This window comes from Pseudomonas mercuritolerans (genome assembly GCF_025706525.1).
Taxonomy (GTDB): domain Bacteria; phylum Pseudomonadota; class Gammaproteobacteria; order Pseudomonadales; family Pseudomonadaceae; genus Aquipseudomonas; species Aquipseudomonas mercuritolerans.
Window position 1 is genome coordinate 383,047 of sequence record NZ_JAMSHA010000003.1, and the last position, 15,106, is coordinate 398,152.

The following is a 15,106-nucleotide window of genomic DNA, read 5'->3' on the forward strand; positions in this document are numbered from 1 at the left end:
GGTGAGGGGGATGGAGCTGACTGACACGCCGCAATCGCCAGGCAGCACTGGCTTGCTTCAGGTTTCCTGGCGCACCCGCCTGACCTGCACCAACAACGCCGGGGCAAAATGCAGCAGCACCATCCGGCTCAGGTGATGCGTCAGGATAAACACCACATTCAGCCCGCCGCCAAACGCGACAATCGCAATCGTCTCGATCGCGCCCGGCATGTAAGCCAGCCACAGCGACAGCGGATCACTGCCCAGCCAGCGCGCAGCCACCTCGGCAAACGCCGCTGCGACGACGATCATCAAACCCACAGAGACCAAAGCGGTGCGCCCATGTCGCGCCAGTTCTGCGATGCCCAGTCCCTGAAAACGTGAGCCGATGCGCACGCCGAGGATCAGTGCGGCCAGGTTCAGGCTCCACTCCGGCATGTGAAAGCCGTGCAGCCATCCCGACTTCACAAATACAGCGGTTATGAGAATCGCGGTAAGCATGAATGGCGCCGGAACGCCGATGAGCAACAGCAGGCGGCCGAGCAATACGCTCAGCGCGATGACAGAGAACGCGGTCAGCGCCATGCCTGTGGTCAACGGATCGCTGGCGACTTCAGCCACCGCCGCTTGCCCGGGAATGAGCAAACTCACCAGCACGGTGATCAACAGCAGCCGCATCAGATGCACGATGATGACTTTGCTCGAAGCCTTTTCCGATTCAAGCAAATCGAACACTGCGGCCAATGCGCCAGGATAGACCGCCAACAGTGCGTCGGTGCGGTTCCAGCCGGCACCGCGTGTCAGCCACCAGCCAGCAAGGGCGATTTGTACGGTCAGGCAGATCAGCAACACGCCAAGGCTGGGCAACATCGTAGTGGCCGTTTCGCTGTCCCACGCTTCGAACATCAGCCCAGTGGCAATGCCCAGCGTGACCTGGATGTAGCCCAAGCCATAAGGAGTTGCCGGGGCGATGCCGGTTTTGCTGGCAAACAACGCGGTAACGACAATCGAGCCCAGCAGCAAGCCGTGGGGTACGCCTTCAAACTGCAATAACGCGCCGAAACCGGCCGCAATCAACAAGCACACAATGGATTTCATAGTTCGCCTTCCTGGCTATTTTGTGAGACACCACCATTTCCCTGTGGGAGCGAGCCTGCTCGCGAAAGCGTCCTGCCAGTCACAGATGAATAACTGATCTATCGCCTTCGCGAGCAGGCTCGCTCCCACAAGAATCCAATACGTCTTACATACGCAAGCGCGCAATCGCCCGCCGATATTTCTCGATCCGCTCCAGATCCTCCCAACTCGGCGAGGCAATCCGCGAGATATCGCTGTTTTCCTCCAGGTCCGCCAGCTTCACCACCCGGCCGATCGGGTCTTGCGCGGCGCGGTCGACGAAATCCTCGTAGGCCTCGCCCGGCACTTTGGTCACCGCTGCAATCGCCGCCAGCACCTCTTCGCTGAAACCTTCCCCGCGCAAATCATCCAGACTCACTCCACAATCCTCGACCACATCGTGCAGCACAGCGACGATGCGCTCCTCCAGCGTATGCATGCGCAACATGACTTTCAGCGGATGCAAAATGTACGGCGCCCCGCCCTTGTCCACTTGCCCACTGTGGGCGGTGGCGGCAATGGCGATGGCGCGTTCGAGGGTCTGGGCCATGGGAATCGAATCCTGCGCTGTATGTTTCTGATTGTTGCGCAGTGTACGCGAAGATCGCGCAGCGCAAACCCGATTGAACCTTGCCCGCCCTCGCCGTCTCGAAACCAGACAAGCGCCAAATCACCGATCAGACGCGGCGCCATTGGAGAGGAATTGCCGATGAAAATCCGACTGCTGCTCCTGATCGCCACGTTCGCCATTATCCCCACCTGCGTCATGGCTGAAGGCTGCGACGTGCAGACCCGCTCCTCCAGCGCCGCAGTGCCTGCGGTGGAAACCCACAGCTGCTACGAATACGAAGGCATGCCCGTTGACTCCATCAACTGGTCATGCAGCAACGAAACCAAGGACACCCTCAACGCCACCAAGAAAAAAGTCGATCGCTGCGACGACCATTACCAGGCCACCTGCACCGCCCGTCTGACTCAGGAATCCCTGGCCAACCCCCACTCGACCAGCAAAGACAAAAGCGCCAAACCGCTGAACATGCCCGACAACGCCAAAGTCACAACGTATTACTACGACGGTGAGCATCTGGCTCAGGCGAAGATTGATTGTGAAAACAGCGGCGGGAACTGGAAGGCTAAATAGCTTCGGTCACCAGGGATTGCCTGATAGAAAGCCCGGCTTGACGCCGGGCTTGCTGCATCTGCAAACAGCCTCAACCTTCACCAGCACCGCTGCTGGTGCCGCTGTCGTTCGACTGCTTCGAACCGCTGGGCTTGGAACCCGCAGGTGTCGAGCCGTCATTGTTGGTGGTGTTGCCCTGAGTGCCTTTGGGCACGGTGGCACCGTTGGAATGAATATCTTCCGGCGCACTTGGGTTGGTTTGGCTATTGCCGTCGTTGGCGGTGGGTGCCGGGGTGTCGCTGGCGGCTGTCGCGTAGAGCGAGGTGGCGGATAACAGGGTGGCCAGGGACAGTGCTGCGAGCTTGACTGGGCGCATTTTGGCGGTTCCTTTGCGGGGGTAAGGTATGCATTGGAATCAGGCGCGCGGCGAAAATGCAGAGGGGCTGACGAATGGCAAAAATAAACAAACCCGACGCCTCGGAAGAGACATCGGGTCATCGACAAAAAAATTTCTGGCAGGCAGAGAAAAGCCCGGCTCGAAAGACCGGGCTTTCCAGTACGACGTAGCCATCAACCACCACCGCTACCCCCACTGCTGCTCCCGGATGGTTGACCCGCAGGGCTGGGTTTGGAGGCGGAAGGCACCGGTCCATTGTCGGTCTTGCCACCATCACCACCCGGGGGCAGCGAATCGGCATCCGGGTCGGCATTGGTGGCTGGCGACGCCGGTTCACGAGTCTGGCTGGTGCCGTCGCTCGCCTTCGGGGTCGACGTTTCGCCTGCCGCGAGCACATACGGCGCACTGCCGAAGAGCAGCGCCGCGACGGTTAACACCGCGATTTTATGGTTCAGCATGGTGGCTCTTCCTTTGCGTGGTGAGTTACAGCATTGGAAGAAGCTGTGCGGCGAACGTGCGATGCGTCGGACGAGTGGTTATCAGCCGAAGACCCCGCGAATTGTCGACATCCGAATACTTCGCAGGAAAACACCCAAACGGCCCATGGTTTCCTGGAGAACCAACCTCGATAAAGCTATGCGAAACGCATGCTCCTCAAAAATTCGCCGGCGTATTCGCACTGATAATCTCAGCCTCATCTGCGCCGATATTGCGAAACTTGTGCGGCAGCGTCGTCGGAAAGTAATAACCATCCCCCGCACTCAGCACACTCACCTGCCCGTCCACGGTCAATTCCACCGTGCCACGCGTGACCAGCCCGCACTCTTCACCTTCGGCATGCACGATCGGCTCTTCGCCGGAGCTGGCGCCGGGGGCGTATTGTTCGCGGAGCAGGCGCATCTGGCGGCTGGGCACCGAGGCGCCGATGAGCAGCAGGCGCAGGCCGTGGCGGCCGAGGTCGGGTTGTTCGTTGGCGCGGAACACGTATTGGTGTTCGCGCGGAGGCTGGTCGAAGGTGAAGAAGTCGGCCAGGGACATCGGTATGCCTTCGAGCAGCTTTTTCAGCGAGCTGACGGAGGGGCTGACGCGGTTCTGTTCGATCAGCGAGATGGTCGCGTTGGTCACGCCGCTACGCCGGGCGAGCTCGCGCTGGGAGAGTTTGTAGCTTTCGCGTACTAGTTTGAGTCGAGAACCCGTATCCATGACAGCCTTATGTGAGAGCGACTTAAGGGCGATGGGGGTGGGTGGCGGGTGCCGCGCAGGTCGCGCGGATCACGTTGCTCCCGTGTCCCGGAACCGTGAAAGGCGGCTATTAAATCACGTTTGCCGGTGTTGCTCAGCAGGTTCGATGGATGGTGCGGCAAAAGTCCTGTTGGCCTTGGCAATACAGTCACTGTGGGAGCGAGCCTGCTCGCGAAAGCAGTGTGTCAGACAACGACGATCTTGGCTGACATGGCCCATTCTCGAGCAGGCTCGCTCCCACATTTGGTTTTGAGCAGGTCAGCAAAAGCGAGTGTGGCTGGGCTGGCCTCTTCGCGAGCAGGCTCGCTCCCACAGTGGACATCAGTGCTTTTGCATAAGTGAAAAACCGGCGGGGTCTTTCGGACCGTCGCCGGTGAGGTCAATCAAACGCCGAAGCGGTCGCGCAGGGAGTAGTAGACGGCGCCGAGGGCGGTAAGCGGTGCAGAGAAGGTGCGGCCGCCGAGCATTGGCATGTGCGGCAGCGAGGCGAAGGCGTTGAAGCGTTCGGCGTCGCCGCGGATCATTTCCGAGATCAGTTTGCCGGCCAGGTGCGAGCAGGTGACGCCGTGGCCGCTGTAGCCCTGCATGTAGTAGGCATTCTTTTCGATACGGCCGAATTGCGGCATCCGCGACATGGTCAGCAGGAAGTTACCGGTCCAGCGGTAGTCGATCTTCACGTCCTTGAGCTGCGGAAAGGTCTTGAGGATCTTCGGCCGGATCAGTTGCTCGATATCGTCCGGCTCCCGCGCGCCGTAGACCACGCCACCACCGTAAAGCAGGCGGTTGTCGGCAGTGAGGCGGTAGTAATCCAGCAGGTAGTTGCAGTCTTCGACGCAATAGTTGTTGGTGATCAGGCTGCGCGCCTGCTGCTCGGTCAGCGGTTCGGTGACGACGATCTGCGAACCACACGGCATGCTTTTCGCGGTGACACGGTTGTCGAGACCTTGTGGCAGATAAGCGTTGCCAGCGATCAACAGGTATTTGGCACGGACCAGCCCCTTGGCGGTGCGCACGGTGATCGGCTCGCCGTAGGTGATTTCCACCGCCGCCGATTGCTCGTAGATCTTGCCGCCCAAGCGCACGATGGCAGCGGCCTCCCCTAGCGCCAGATTCAACGGATGAACGTGGCCGCCCTGCATGTCCAGCAAGCCGCCAACGTAGGCGTCGGAACCCACTTCGCGACGAATGTCCGCGGCATCGAGCATCTTCAGATTGCGGTTGCCGTAGCGTTCCCAGTTGCGCTTCTGCTCGGCCAGGCCGTTGAGCTGTTTCTTGTTCATCGCCGCGAAGATGCCGCCCGGGCGGTAGTCGCACTTGATGTCGTAATCCTTGATGCGCGAACGAATGATGTCGGCGCCTTCGAAGATCATGCTGCCGAGGATTTCTGCAGTCTTGTCGCCGTAGCGCTCTTCGATGACATCGACGTCGCGGCTGTAGGAGTTGACCAGTTGCCCGCCATTGCGCCCGCTGGCGCCGTAGCCGACTTTCGCCGCTTCCAGCACGGTGACTTTGTAGCCGGCTTCGCTGAGGAACAGTGCCGAGGACAGACCGGTATAACCGGCGCCGATGATGCAGACGTCGCAGTCCAGCGCTTCTTCGAGAATCGGGAAGTCGATGACTTCGTTGCGGGTGGCGGCGTAGTAGCTGTTTACGTGTTGCTGTTTCATAGGTTTCTCCGAGGGCCGCCAACAGGGGCGGCCGCCGCTGTAAGAGGGTCAGAGCTTGATCCAGGTCGCTTTCAGCTCGGTGTACTTGTCGAACGCATGCAGCGATTTGTCGCGACCGTTGCCCGATTGCTTGAAGCCACCGAACGGCGCAGTCATGTCGCCGCCGTCGTACTGGTTGACCCAGACACTGCCGGCGCGCAGGCCGCGGGCGAAGGTGTGCGCCTTGCTCAGGTTGCTGGTCCACACCCCGGCGGCGAGGCCGAAGATGCTGTCGTTGGCGATCTGCAGGGCTTCTTCGGCAGTGTCGAAGGTGATCAGCGACAGCACCGGGCCGAAGATTTCTTCCCTAGCGATGGTCATCGCATTGGTCACGCCGTCGAAAATCGCTGGCTGCACGTAGAGGCCACCGGTTTCTTCAAGGGTACGCTGGCCGCCGGCAATCAGCTCGGCGCCCTGCTCGCGGCCGATGCTGATGTAGCGCAGCACGTTGTCCAGTTGACGCTGGTCGACCACGGCGCCGACGGTGGTCGCCGGATCCAGTGCGTGCCCCGGTTTCCACGCTTGCAGCGCTTCCACCAGCAGCGGGATGAACTGCTCGCGGATCGAGCGCTCGACCAGCAGACGCGAGCCGGCAGTGCAGACTTCGCCCTGATTGAAGGCGATGGCACTGGCCGCCGCTTGGGCTGCCGCGCGCAGGTCCGGTGCGTCGGCGAACACCACGTTCGGGCTCTTGCCGCCGGCCTCGAGCCAGACGCGTTTCATGTTGCTTTGGCCAGCGTAAATCATCAGTTGTTTGGCGATCGCCGTGGAGCCGGTGAAGGCCAGCACGTCGACGTCCATGTGCAACGCCAGCGCCTTGCCGACGGTGTGACCGTAGCCCGGCAGCACGTTGAACACGCCTTTGGGAATACCCGCCTCCAGCGCCAGTTGCGCAATGCGGATGGCGGTCAGCGGGGATTTTTCCGAAGGCTTGAGGATGAACGAATTACCCGCCGCCAGCGCCGGAGCGAACTTCCAGCTGGCCATGATCAGCGGGAAATTCCAAGGCACGATCGCCGCAACCACACCGGAGGGCTCGCGGGTGACGAGGCCGAGCTGATCGTGCGGGGTGGCGGCGACTTCGTCGTAGATCTTGTCGATGGCCTCGGCGCTCCAGCGGATCGCGTTGGCGGTCGCCGGGATGTCGATGTTCATCGAATCGCTGATTGGTTTGCCCATATCGAGGGTTTCCAGCAGCGCCAGTTCTTCCTGGTGTTGCAGGATCAGATCGGCGAAGCGGATCAGCACGCGCTTGCGCTCGGCCGGGGCTTTTTTCGCCCAGATGCCGGAGTTGAAGGACTGGCGCGCGGCTTCGACGGCGAGGTTGGCGTCGGCTTCATCGGTGCTGGCGACGGCGGCAAGAAAGCGTCCGTCGACCGGGCTCAGGCATTCGAAGGTGTCGCCGCTGATCGCTGGGCGGTATTCACCGTTGATGAAGGCGCGGGATTCGATGGACAGGGACTGGAAGCGTTGTTCCCAGTCGTTGCGGGTTGTGGTCATTGTTTTGAGCTCGACAAGGGGGAATTTGGGGGTTGGTCTGGTTGCTTTGTCTGGCCGGGAATCGCTGCCCTCACCCTAGCCCTCTCCCAGAGGGAGAGGGGACCGATCGGGGGATGCCTGGTAACTGCGCCGACCTGAAAAATCTTTGCCGAATCCATCATCGACTGGATCGTTCAGGTCGCCGGATATCTCCAGACGACGCGGTCAGTCCCCTCTCCCTCCGGGAGAGGGTTAGGGTGAGGGGCTTTTGATCTTCAGACCGTATGCAGATACCAGTTGTACTCAAGGTCAGAGATCGAGTTCTCGAACTCGGCCAGCTCGCTTTCCTTGCACGCGACGAACACGTCGATGTACATCGGGTCGATGTAGCGCGCCATGACTTCGCTGTCGTCGAGCTCGCGCAGGGCGTCGCGCAGGTTGTTCGGCAGGCTCTGCTCGTTCTGCTCGTAGCTGTTGCCTTCGACCGGCGCGCCGGGCTCGATCTGGTTGGTCAGGCCGTGGTGAATGCCGGCCAGCACCGAAGCCATCAGCAGGTACGGGTTGGCATCGGCACCGGCGACACGGTGTTCGATGCGCACGGCATCCGCCGAACCGGTCGGCACGCGCACGGCCACGGTGCGGTTGTCGATGCCCCAGCTCGGCGAGTTCGGCACATAGAACTGTGCGCCGAAACGGCGGTACGAGTTGACGTTCGGGCAGAGGAACGCCATTTGCGCCGGCAGGGTCTCGAGCACACCGCCGATCGCGTGACGCAGTGCGGCGTTCTGCTCGGGATCCTCGCTGGCGAAGATGTTGTTGCCTTCTTTGTCCAGAATCGAAATGTGCACGTGCAAACCGTTGCCGGCCTGACCCGGATACGGTTTGGCCATGAAAGTCGTGTCCATCTCGTGGTCGTAGGCGATGTTTTTCACCAGACGCTTGAGCAGCACCGCGTAATCACAGGCCTTGATCGGGTCGGAAACGTGATGCAGGTTGACTTCGAACTGCGCCGGGGCGCTTTCCTTGACGATGGCGTCAGCCGGGATGCCCTGCTCTTTCGCGCCTTCGAGGATGTCTTGCAGGCAATCGACGTATTCATCGAGGTCGTCGATCAGGTACACCTGAGTCGACACCGGACGCTTGCCGGACACCGGCGAGCGAGGCGACTGCGGACGGCCATTCACGTTGTCCTGGTCGATCAGGTAGAACTCGAGTTCGAACGCCGCGCAGATGGTCAGGCCGAGGTCGTCGAATTTGCGCACAACGTTGGCCAGCACTTCACGCGGGTCGGCGAAGAACGGCTGACCTTCGATCTCGTGCATGGTCATCAGCAGTTGAGCGGTCGGGCGTTTTTGCCACGGCTCGATGCTCAGGGTGCCCGGGATCGGGTAGCAGATGCGATCGGCATCGCCAATATCCAGGCCCAGACCGGTGCTTTCCACAGTCGAGCCGTTGATATCCAGCGCGAACAGCGACGCCGGCAGGTTGATGCCTTTTTCGTACACCTTATGAAGACTGGTGCGTTCGATGCGCTTGCCGCGCACCACACCGTTCATATCCGCAATCAGAAGGTCGACGTACAAAACCTCAGGATATTTCTTAAGGAATGCGTTGGCTTCGTTGAGTTGAACGGTACGCAGAGGGACCGACATGATGCACCTATTTAGCTGTTAATTATTATGTTCACCACCGTGTTGCGCAGCCAGTCAATCCGAAAGGCAAAGTGAAGTCAATAGCGAACACCCTGCCCTGCAGCCTTTATTTTTTGGGCTTTTCTTAACACTCTCGTGTCATATCCGCCGGCAAACCCCGGTAAACCTGAGTGATTTGATGAGCGGCGTTTAGAATTTTTTACATGGCAGTTGTTAATTAAAATCAACGAGGCTAAGCTCCGGAAAAGCTCGTTCAAGTGACAGACTTCGAGGTGAATAAAAATGGCATTCAAGCCATTGATCGGCGTTACTGCGTGCGTCAAACAGATTGGCCTGCACCCCTATCACATCAGCGGCGACAAGTACGTACGTGCTGTCAGCGTTGGCGCCCAAGGGTTGCCAGTGGTCATTCCTTCCCTCGGCAACCTGACTGAAATCGATGACCTGCTCGGTCAGCTCGACGGCCTGTTGCTCACCGGCTCACCTTCGAACGTGGAGCCCTTCCACTATCAAGGCCCGGCAAGCGCCCCCGGCACGGATCACGATCCGGCCCGTGACGCCACCACCCTTCCTTTATTGCGTGCAGCCATCGCGGCGGGCGTTCCGGTGCTCGGCATCTGCCGTGGTTTCCAGGAAATGAACGTGGCGTTCGGCGGCAGCCTGCATCAGAAGGTGCACGAGCTGCCCGGCATGCTCGATCACCGTGAAGCCGACAGCCCGGATGTCGCCGTGCAATACGCGCCGGCCCATGCGGTCAGCGTCATCGCTGGCGGTGTGTTCGAAGCGCTGGAGCTGCCCGACGAATTTCAGGTCAATTCGATTCACAGCCAAGGCATCGACCGCCTCGCTCCCGGCCTGCGTGCTGAAGCCGTGGCACCGGACGGTTTGATCGAAGCGATCTCGGTCGAGCACAGCCCGACCCTCGCCCTCGGCGTGCAATGGCACCCGGAATGGCAAGTGCTGGACAACCCGAACTACCTGAAGATTTTCCAGGCGTTCGGCGCAGCGTGCCGGCAACGGGCGGCGCGGCGCAGTCAGCGCTGACGCAATCCCAAACCAGATAACGATTTACTGCCCCCACGCCTGGCGGGTGTGCGTTTGCACATCCGCCAGTCGTGAACTGCAACACCCGTGATAACAACAAGTACGACCCAGGCAGCCAGGACGGCGGCGCCGAACAAGCCGGATCGGTACGGACAAAGGCCACTCAGGTCAACGCATATCCCCTGTGGGAGCGAGCCTGCTCGCGAAAGCGGTGTATCAGCAAACGATGATGTCGACTGACACTCCGTATTCGCGAGCAGGCTCGCTCCCACAGGTTCTGCGCCAGCTGACAGGCATTCCGGACCGCTCCGCAATCCACTTAAGCCCGGCCACATTGGCCAGGCACACGACACCTGTTGGGAGTTTCACATGGCAAACGCCTCCAGCACTTACCGCAAGGCACTCGAGGGTCAGCAGCAACCGAAAAAGGTGCTGGTGAAAGTCGATCGTGTCACCAAGAAGTTCGACGAAACCGTGGCCGTGGACGATGTGTCCCTGGAGATCCATCAGGGCGAAATATTCGCGCTGCTGGGCGGTTCCGGTTCGGGCAAATCGACTCTGCTGCGCATGCTCGCCGGTTTCGAGCGGCCGACCGAGGGGCGGATTCTGCTCGACGGCGTGGACATCACCGACATGCCGCCGTACGAGCGGCCGATCAACATGATGTTCCAGTCCTACGCACTGTTCCCGCACATGACCGTGGCACAGAACATCGCCTTCGGCCTCAAACAGGACCGTTTGCCGGCCAGCGAAATCGATGCCCGCGTCGAAGAAATGCTGCGTCTGGTGCACATGACCCAATACGCCAAGCGCCGCCCGCACCAGTTGTCCGGCGGCCAGCGTCAGCGCGTGGCGCTCGCCCGCTCGTTGGCCAAACGGCCGAAACTGTTGCTGCTCGACGAACCGATGGGTGCGCTGGATAAAAAGCTGCGTTCGCAGATGCAGCTTGAGCTGGTGGAAATCATCGAGCGCGTTGGCGTGACCTGCGTCATGGTCACCCACGACCAGGAAGAAGCCATGACCATGGCCCAGCGCATCGCGATCATGCACCTGGGCTGGATCGCGCAGATCGGCAGCCCGGTGGACATTTATGAAGCGCCGGTCAGCCGCATGGTCTGCGAATTCATCGGTAACGTGAACGCTTTCGACGGCACCGTGGTGGAAGATCTGGAAGGCCACGCGATCATCCACAGCCCGGACTTGCAGCAGAAGATCTATGTCGGTCACGGCGTCAGCACGTCGGTGCAGGACAAGTCGATCACCTACGCCATCCGCCCGGAAAAAATGCTCGTCAGCACCACCCAACCGGAGTTCCGCTACAACTGGTCCGAAGGCAAGGTCCACGACATCGCTTACCTCGGCGGCCACTCGGTGTTCTACGTCGAGCTGCCCGGCGGCAAGATCGTCCAGTCGTTCATGGCCAACGCCGAACGCCGTGGCGCGCGGCCGACCTGGGACGACAAGGTCTACGTCTGGTGGGAAGACGACAGCGGCGTGGTGCTGCGCTCATGAGAACTTTCAATCAGCAATTCTTGCGCCTGGTGCCCAGCGGACGAAAACTGGTGATCGGTATTCCGTTCATCTGGCTGTTCCTGTTCTTCATGCTGCCGTTCTTTCTGGTGATGAAGATCAGCTTCTCGGAAGCCGCGCTGTCGATCCCGCCGTACTCGGAGATCTACACCTTCGCCGAACAGAAATTCCAGCTGCTGCTGAACATCGGCAACTACTCCCTGCTCGGCGAAGACGAGCTGTACCTGTCGGCGTATCTCGGCTCGCTGAAGGTCGCGGCACTGAGCACGCTGATGTGCCTGGTGATCGGTTTCCCGATGGCCTACGCGATCACCAAGACCGGCAAGGAAACGCAAAACGTCCTGCTGCTGTTGATCATGATGCCGACCTGGACGGCGATCCTGATCCGCGTGTATGCGTGGATGGGCATCCTCAGCAACAACGGTCTGCTCAACGGGTTCCTGATGTGGACCGGGCTCACCGATCACCCGATCGAGATCCTCAACACCAACACTGCGGTGTACATCGGCGTGGTTTACGCGTATCTGCCGTTCATGGTGCTGCCGCTCTACGCCAACCTGGTCAAGCACGACAACAGTCTGCTGGAAGCCGCGCAGGATCTGGGTTCGAGCAACTTCAACAACTTCTGGAAGATCACCGTGCCGCTGGCCAAGAACGGCATCATTGCCGGATGCATGCTGGTGTTCATTCCGGTGGTCGGCGAATTCGTGATCCCGGAACTGCTGGGTGGCCCGGAGACGCTGATGATCGGTCGCGTGCTGTGGCAGGAGTTCTTCAATAACCGCGACTGGCCGGTGGCTTCTGCGCTAGCGGTGGTGATGCTGTTGATCCTGATTGTGCCGATTCTGCTGTTCAACCGCAGCCAGGCCAAAGAGATGGAGGCACGGGGATGAAACGCTTCAACTTTTCCAAGTTCATGCTGATCTTCGGCTTGATGTTCATTTATCTGCCGATGCTGATTCTGGTGATCTACTCGTTCAACGCCTCGAAACTGGTGACGGTGTGGGGTGGCTGGTCGATCAAGTGGTATGTCGGCCTGCTCGACAACACGCAACTGATGGGTTCGGTGCTGCGCTCGCTGGAGATCGCCTGCTACACCGCGATCGCTGCGGTGGCGCTGGGCACCCTCGCCGCTTTCGTGCTGACGCGGGTGACGCGCTTCAAGGGCCGCACGCTGTTCGGGGGTCTGGTGACCGCGCCGTTGGTGATGCCGGAAGTGATCACCGGTCTGTCGCTGTTGCTGCTGTTCGTGGCGATGGCGCAACTGATCGGCTGGCCGCAGGAGCGCGGCATCGTCACCATCTGGATCGCCCACACCACCTTTTGTGCCGCTTATGTGGCGGTGGTAGTCTCCGCGCGCCTGCGGGAACTGGTTCTGTCGATCGAAGAAGCGGCGATGGACCTCGGCGCCAAACCATTCAAAGTGTTTTTCCTCATCACCATTCCCATGATCGCGCCGTCGCTGGCCGCCGGCGGGATGATGTCGTTTGCCTTGTCGCTGGACGATCTGGTGCTGGCGAGTTTCGTCTCCGGGCCGGGCTCGACGACGCTGCCGATGGAGGTGTTCTCGGCGGTGCGCCTGGGCGTGAAGCCTGAGATTAACGCCGTGGCCAGCCTGATTCTGCTGGCAGTGTCGCTGGTGACTTTCCTCGTCTGGTATTTCGGCCGCAAGGCAGAAGCCAATCGCAAACGGGCGATTCAGGAAGCGATGGATCAGACCGCGAACGAGTCGTGGCAACAGCCGGCAACGGCGACTGCCTGAGCAACACCGATGAACAACTGTGGCGAGGGGATTTATCCCCGTTGGGCTGCGAAGCGGCCCCTGCAGTTCTACCTGAAGACTCCGTATTCAGGTTTTGCGACTGCTTCGCAGCCGAGCGGGGATAAATCCCCTCGCCACAAGGTTCAAGTGCACCGAGCTTTTGTTTTGTTGAATAAGAAGAAGGGAGTTGTACCGATGAAAATGTTTGGCAGGACTCTGCTGACACTGTCCTTAATGGGCGCAATGGTCATGGGCGCCCAGGCCAACGACAAGGTGCTGCGTGTTTACAACTGGTCCGATTACATCGCGCCGGACACCGTGAAAAAGTTCGAAGACGAGACCGGCATTCGCGTGACCTATGACGTCTTCGACAGCAACGAAACCCTTGAAGCGCGCCTGCTCGCAGGCAAATCCGGCTACGACATCGTCGTGCCGTCGAACAGTTTCTTGGCCAAGCAGATCAAGGCCGGCGTCTATCAACCGCTGGACAAATCGAAGCTGCCGAACTGGAAGAATCTCAACCCGGTGCTGCTGAAAAACGCCGCCGCCAGTGATCCGGACAACGCGCATGCGTTCCCGTACATGTGGGGCTCGATCGGCATCGGTTTCAATCCGGCGAAGGTCGAGGAAGTACTCGGCGCCAACGCCCCGACCAACTCCTGGGACTTGCTGTTCAAACCGGAGAACGCGGAAAAACTCAAAGCCTGCGGCATCAGTTTCCTCGATTCGCCGACCGAAATGCTCCCGGCCGCCCTGCACTATCTGGGCTATGCGGTGAACGACAAGGACAAGGCGCACATCGCCGAAGCCGAAGCGCTGTTCATGAAAATCCGCCCTTACGTGGCGTACTTCCACTCCTCGAAGTACATCTCCGATCTGGCCAACGGCAACATCTGCGTGGCGGTCGGTTACTCCGGCGACGTCCTGCAGGCCAAGGCCCGCGCGGTGGAATCGGGCAACAAGGTGGTGATCGACTACAGCATTCCCAAGGAAGGCGCCGGCAGTTTCTACGACATGGTCGCCATCCCCCGTGATGCGGCGAACGTCGACAATGCCTACCTGTTCATGGACTTCCTGATGCGCCCGGACATCATCGCCGAAGTCACCAACAGCATCGGCTACAGCAACGCCAACGCAGCGGCCACGCCACTGGTGGACGAAGCGATCCGCAACGAACCGGGCTCGTATCCGTCGCAAGCTGTGATGGCGACCTTGTATGCAGTGCCGGATCAGCCGATTGCCACACAGCGGATCATGACGCGCGGCTGGACGCGGGTGAAGCTCGGGAAATAAAAACAGCGATGATCAAAAGTGTGGGAGCGAGCCTGCTCGCGAAAGCGGTAGGACAGGCGACGAAAATGTTGGATGTGCCGACGCCGTCGCGAGCAGGCTCGCTCCCACAATGAAGCAATGCAGTGCTGAAAATTTTCCGTTCACGCAGCGCCTTACCACCGCTGCACCCTGCTCTGAACGGCCTCACCCGGCTCCCTCGGCTCGGGTGAATTTGCAGGCGCCTTCGGGCGCCTTTTTTTGTCCGTTCAGATCAGCGGCCAGCCCTGCACAACCCGATAGCGGCCCTTGTGCGATTCGAACAGAGCGAAGCGTTCAGCACGCAGAATGAACTCCGGCGGCGTGCGCGATTCCGGCTCCGGCGCGCGGTACTCACGGGCCAGCGTCAGGTGCGGGCGGAACTCGCGGGTGGCTTCTTCAAAACCGAACGGCAGCATCGCCTGCTCCAGCGCGTAGACCAGGCGCAGCAACGCCGGCGGCGCCTGCTCGGGTGCAAGGGACAACACACCGGCGCGATGCCAGACCTGCAAACGATCCAGCGCAACCCGCAACGCTCCGCCCGGAATACGCACACTGCTCGCCGCTTCACAGACACCATGAATCTGCGCCAGCGGCACCGCACCGAGAAACAGCAGAGTCAGATGAAAGTTATCCGCCGGCACCGGTTTGCCGCTGCGCAGGCCCAGCTCCGCGCGCCACTGGGCGATCGCCTTGCGCTGCGCCGGCGGGCAATCCAAGGCAAAGAACAGCCGCTTTGCAGGTTCATCCTTGCGCACCCCATCAATCATT

Annotated in this window: 15 protein-coding genes; 6 read left to right on the forward strand and 9 right to left on the reverse strand. The window is 60.4% G+C overall.

Going from position 1 to position 15,106, the window contains the following annotated elements; genetic code table 11:
• Positions 1-57 precede the first annotated feature (57 nt).
• Positions 58-1,077, reverse strand: a complete 1,020-nt coding sequence (locus ND528_RS10200; protein ID WP_263470247.1) for an AbrB family transcriptional regulator — start codon at positions 1,075-1,077, stop codon at positions 58-60.
• Between the two features lie 145 nt (positions 1,078-1,222).
• The gene (locus tag ND528_RS10205; RefSeq protein ID WP_263470248.1) at positions 1,223-1,645 is read right to left on the reverse strand and encodes an HD domain-containing protein; all 423 of its coding nucleotides are present in this window, start codon (positions 1,643-1,645) and stop codon (positions 1,223-1,225) included.
• Positions 1,646-1,804: 159 nt separating this feature from the next.
• Here ND528_RS10205 and ND528_RS10210 point away from each other — a divergent pair, with 159 nt between their 5' ends.
• Positions 1,805-2,236 carry a hypothetical protein gene (locus ND528_RS10210; RefSeq protein ID WP_263470249.1) on the forward strand — a complete coding sequence of 144 codons (432 nt, stop codon included), beginning with the start codon at positions 1,805-1,807 and terminating at the stop codon, positions 2,234-2,236.
• 70 nt (positions 2,237-2,306) lie between these two features.
• On the opposite strand, the gene ND528_RS10215 is transcribed toward ND528_RS10210, so the two are convergent.
• The 6 genes from ND528_RS10215 to ND528_RS10240 form a co-directional block, all read right to left on the reverse strand.
• Positions 2,307-2,591 carry a hypothetical protein gene (locus ND528_RS10215; RefSeq protein WP_130910981.1) on the reverse strand — a complete coding sequence of 95 codons (285 nt, stop codon included), beginning with the start codon at positions 2,589-2,591 and terminating at the stop codon, positions 2,307-2,309.
• 194 nt (positions 2,592-2,785) lie between these two features.
• A complete protein-coding gene (locus tag ND528_RS10220) occupies positions 2,786-3,070 on the reverse strand; it encodes a hypothetical protein (protein WP_130910982.1) in 285 nt (94 codons plus the stop codon).
• 196 nt (positions 3,071-3,266) lie between these two features.
• On the reverse strand, positions 3,267-3,815 hold the full coding sequence (locus ND528_RS10225; protein ID WP_011333561.1) for a cupin domain-containing protein: 549 nt from the start codon (positions 3,813-3,815) through the stop codon (positions 3,267-3,269).
• Positions 3,816-4,237: 422 nt separating this feature from the next.
• Positions 4,238-5,521, reverse strand: coding sequence for an NAD(P)/FAD-dependent oxidoreductase (locus ND528_RS10230; RefSeq protein ID WP_024013330.1), 1,284 nt, complete (start codon positions 5,519-5,521; stop codon positions 4,238-4,240).
• A 48-nt stretch (positions 5,522-5,569) separates the two neighbouring features.
• Entirely contained in the window at positions 5,570-7,060 is a 1,491-nt protein-coding gene (locus ND528_RS10235; RefSeq protein WP_263470250.1) for an aldehyde dehydrogenase, read from the reverse strand.
• Positions 7,061-7,314: 254 nt separating this feature from the next.
• Entirely contained in the window at positions 7,315-8,691 is a 1,377-nt protein-coding gene (locus tag ND528_RS10240; RefSeq protein WP_007918694.1) for a glutamine synthetase family protein, read from the reverse strand.
• Between the two features lie 282 nt (positions 8,692-8,973).
• Between ND528_RS10240 and ND528_RS10245 the strand changes: the two genes are divergently transcribed.
• From ND528_RS10245 to ND528_RS10265, 5 genes are all read left to right on the forward strand, one after another.
• The gene (locus ND528_RS10245) at positions 8,974-9,735 is read left to right on the forward strand and encodes a gamma-glutamyl-gamma-aminobutyrate hydrolase family protein (RefSeq protein WP_263470251.1); all 762 of its coding nucleotides are present in this window, start codon (positions 8,974-8,976) and stop codon (positions 9,733-9,735) included.
• A gap of 369 nt (positions 9,736-10,104) precedes the next feature.
• Positions 10,105-11,247, forward strand: a complete 1,143-nt coding sequence (potA, locus tag ND528_RS10250) for a polyamine ABC transporter ATP-binding protein (protein WP_024013333.1) — start codon at positions 10,105-10,107, stop codon at positions 11,245-11,247.
• A complete protein-coding gene (locus tag ND528_RS10255) occupies positions 11,244-12,158 on the forward strand; it encodes an ABC transporter permease subunit (protein ID WP_263470252.1) in 915 nt (304 codons plus the stop codon). The genes potA and ND528_RS10255 overlap by 4 nt, the downstream gene beginning before the upstream one ends.
• On the forward strand, positions 12,155-13,027 hold the full coding sequence (locus ND528_RS10260; RefSeq protein ID WP_263470253.1) for an ABC transporter permease subunit: 873 nt from the start codon (positions 12,155-12,157) through the stop codon (positions 13,025-13,027). The genes ND528_RS10255 and ND528_RS10260 overlap by 4 nt, the downstream gene beginning before the upstream one ends.
• Before the next feature lie 195 nt (positions 13,028-13,222).
• Positions 13,223-14,320, forward strand: a complete 1,098-nt coding sequence (locus ND528_RS10265; protein WP_263470254.1) for a polyamine ABC transporter substrate-binding protein — start codon at positions 13,223-13,225, stop codon at positions 14,318-14,320.
• Positions 14,321-14,565: 245 nt separating this feature from the next.
• Here the strand turns inward: ND528_RS10265 and thpR are convergent, their stop codons facing one another.
• Positions 14,566-15,105, reverse strand: a complete 540-nt coding sequence (thpR, locus tag ND528_RS10270; RefSeq protein ID WP_263470255.1) for an RNA 2',3'-cyclic phosphodiesterase — start codon at positions 15,103-15,105, stop codon at positions 14,566-14,568.
• Between the last annotated feature and the right edge of the window lies 1 nt (position 15,106).

What these genes read in the sequence shown, in the direction of transcription:
- ND528_RS10200 (WP_263470247.1), bottom strand. Translation starts at nt 1,077, where the DNA reads ATGAAATCCATTGTGTGCTTGTTGATTGCGGCCGGTTTCGGCGCGTTA.
- ND528_RS10205 (WP_263470248.1), bottom strand. Translation starts at nt 1,645, where the DNA reads ATGGCCCAGACCCTCGAACGCGCCATCGCCATTGCCGCCACCGCCCAC.
- ND528_RS10210 (WP_263470249.1), top strand. Translation starts at nt 1,805, where the DNA reads ATGAAAATCCGACTGCTGCTCCTGATCGCCACGTTCGCCATTATCCCC.
- ND528_RS10215 (WP_130910981.1), bottom strand. Translation starts at nt 2,591, where the DNA reads ATGCGCCCAGTCAAGCTCGCAGCACTGTCCCTGGCCACCCTGTTATCC.
- ND528_RS10220 (WP_130910982.1), bottom strand. Translation starts at nt 3,070, where the DNA reads ATGCTGAACCATAAAATCGCGGTGTTAACCGTCGCGGCGCTGCTCTTC.
- ND528_RS10225 (WP_011333561.1), bottom strand. Translation starts at nt 3,815, where the DNA reads ATGGATACGGGTTCTCGACTCAAACTAGTACGCGAAAGCTACAAACTC.
- ND528_RS10230 (WP_024013330.1), bottom strand. Translation starts at nt 5,521, where the DNA reads ATGAAACAGCAACACGTAAACAGCTACTACGCCGCCACCCGCAACGAA.
- ND528_RS10235 (WP_263470250.1), bottom strand. Translation starts at nt 7,060, where the DNA reads ATGACCACAACCCGCAACGACTGGGAACAACGCTTCCAGTCCCTGTCC.
- ND528_RS10240 (WP_007918694.1), bottom strand. Translation starts at nt 8,691, where the DNA reads ATGTCGGTCCCTCTGCGTACCGTTCAACTCAACGAAGCCAACGCATTC.
- ND528_RS10245 (WP_263470251.1), top strand. Translation starts at nt 8,974, where the DNA reads ATGGCATTCAAGCCATTGATCGGCGTTACTGCGTGCGTCAAACAGATT.
- potA (WP_024013333.1), top strand. Translation starts at nt 10,105, where the DNA reads ATGGCAAACGCCTCCAGCACTTACCGCAAGGCACTCGAGGGTCAGCAG.
- ND528_RS10255 (WP_263470252.1), top strand. Translation starts at nt 11,244, where the DNA reads ATGAGAACTTTCAATCAGCAATTCTTGCGCCTGGTGCCCAGCGGACGA.
- ND528_RS10260 (WP_263470253.1), top strand. Translation starts at nt 12,155, where the DNA reads ATGAAACGCTTCAACTTTTCCAAGTTCATGCTGATCTTCGGCTTGATG.
- ND528_RS10265 (WP_263470254.1), top strand. Translation starts at nt 13,223, where the DNA reads ATGAAAATGTTTGGCAGGACTCTGCTGACACTGTCCTTAATGGGCGCA.
- thpR (WP_263470255.1), bottom strand. Translation starts at nt 15,105, where the DNA reads ATGATTGATGGGGTGCGCAAGGATGAACCTGCAAAGCGGCTGTTCTTT.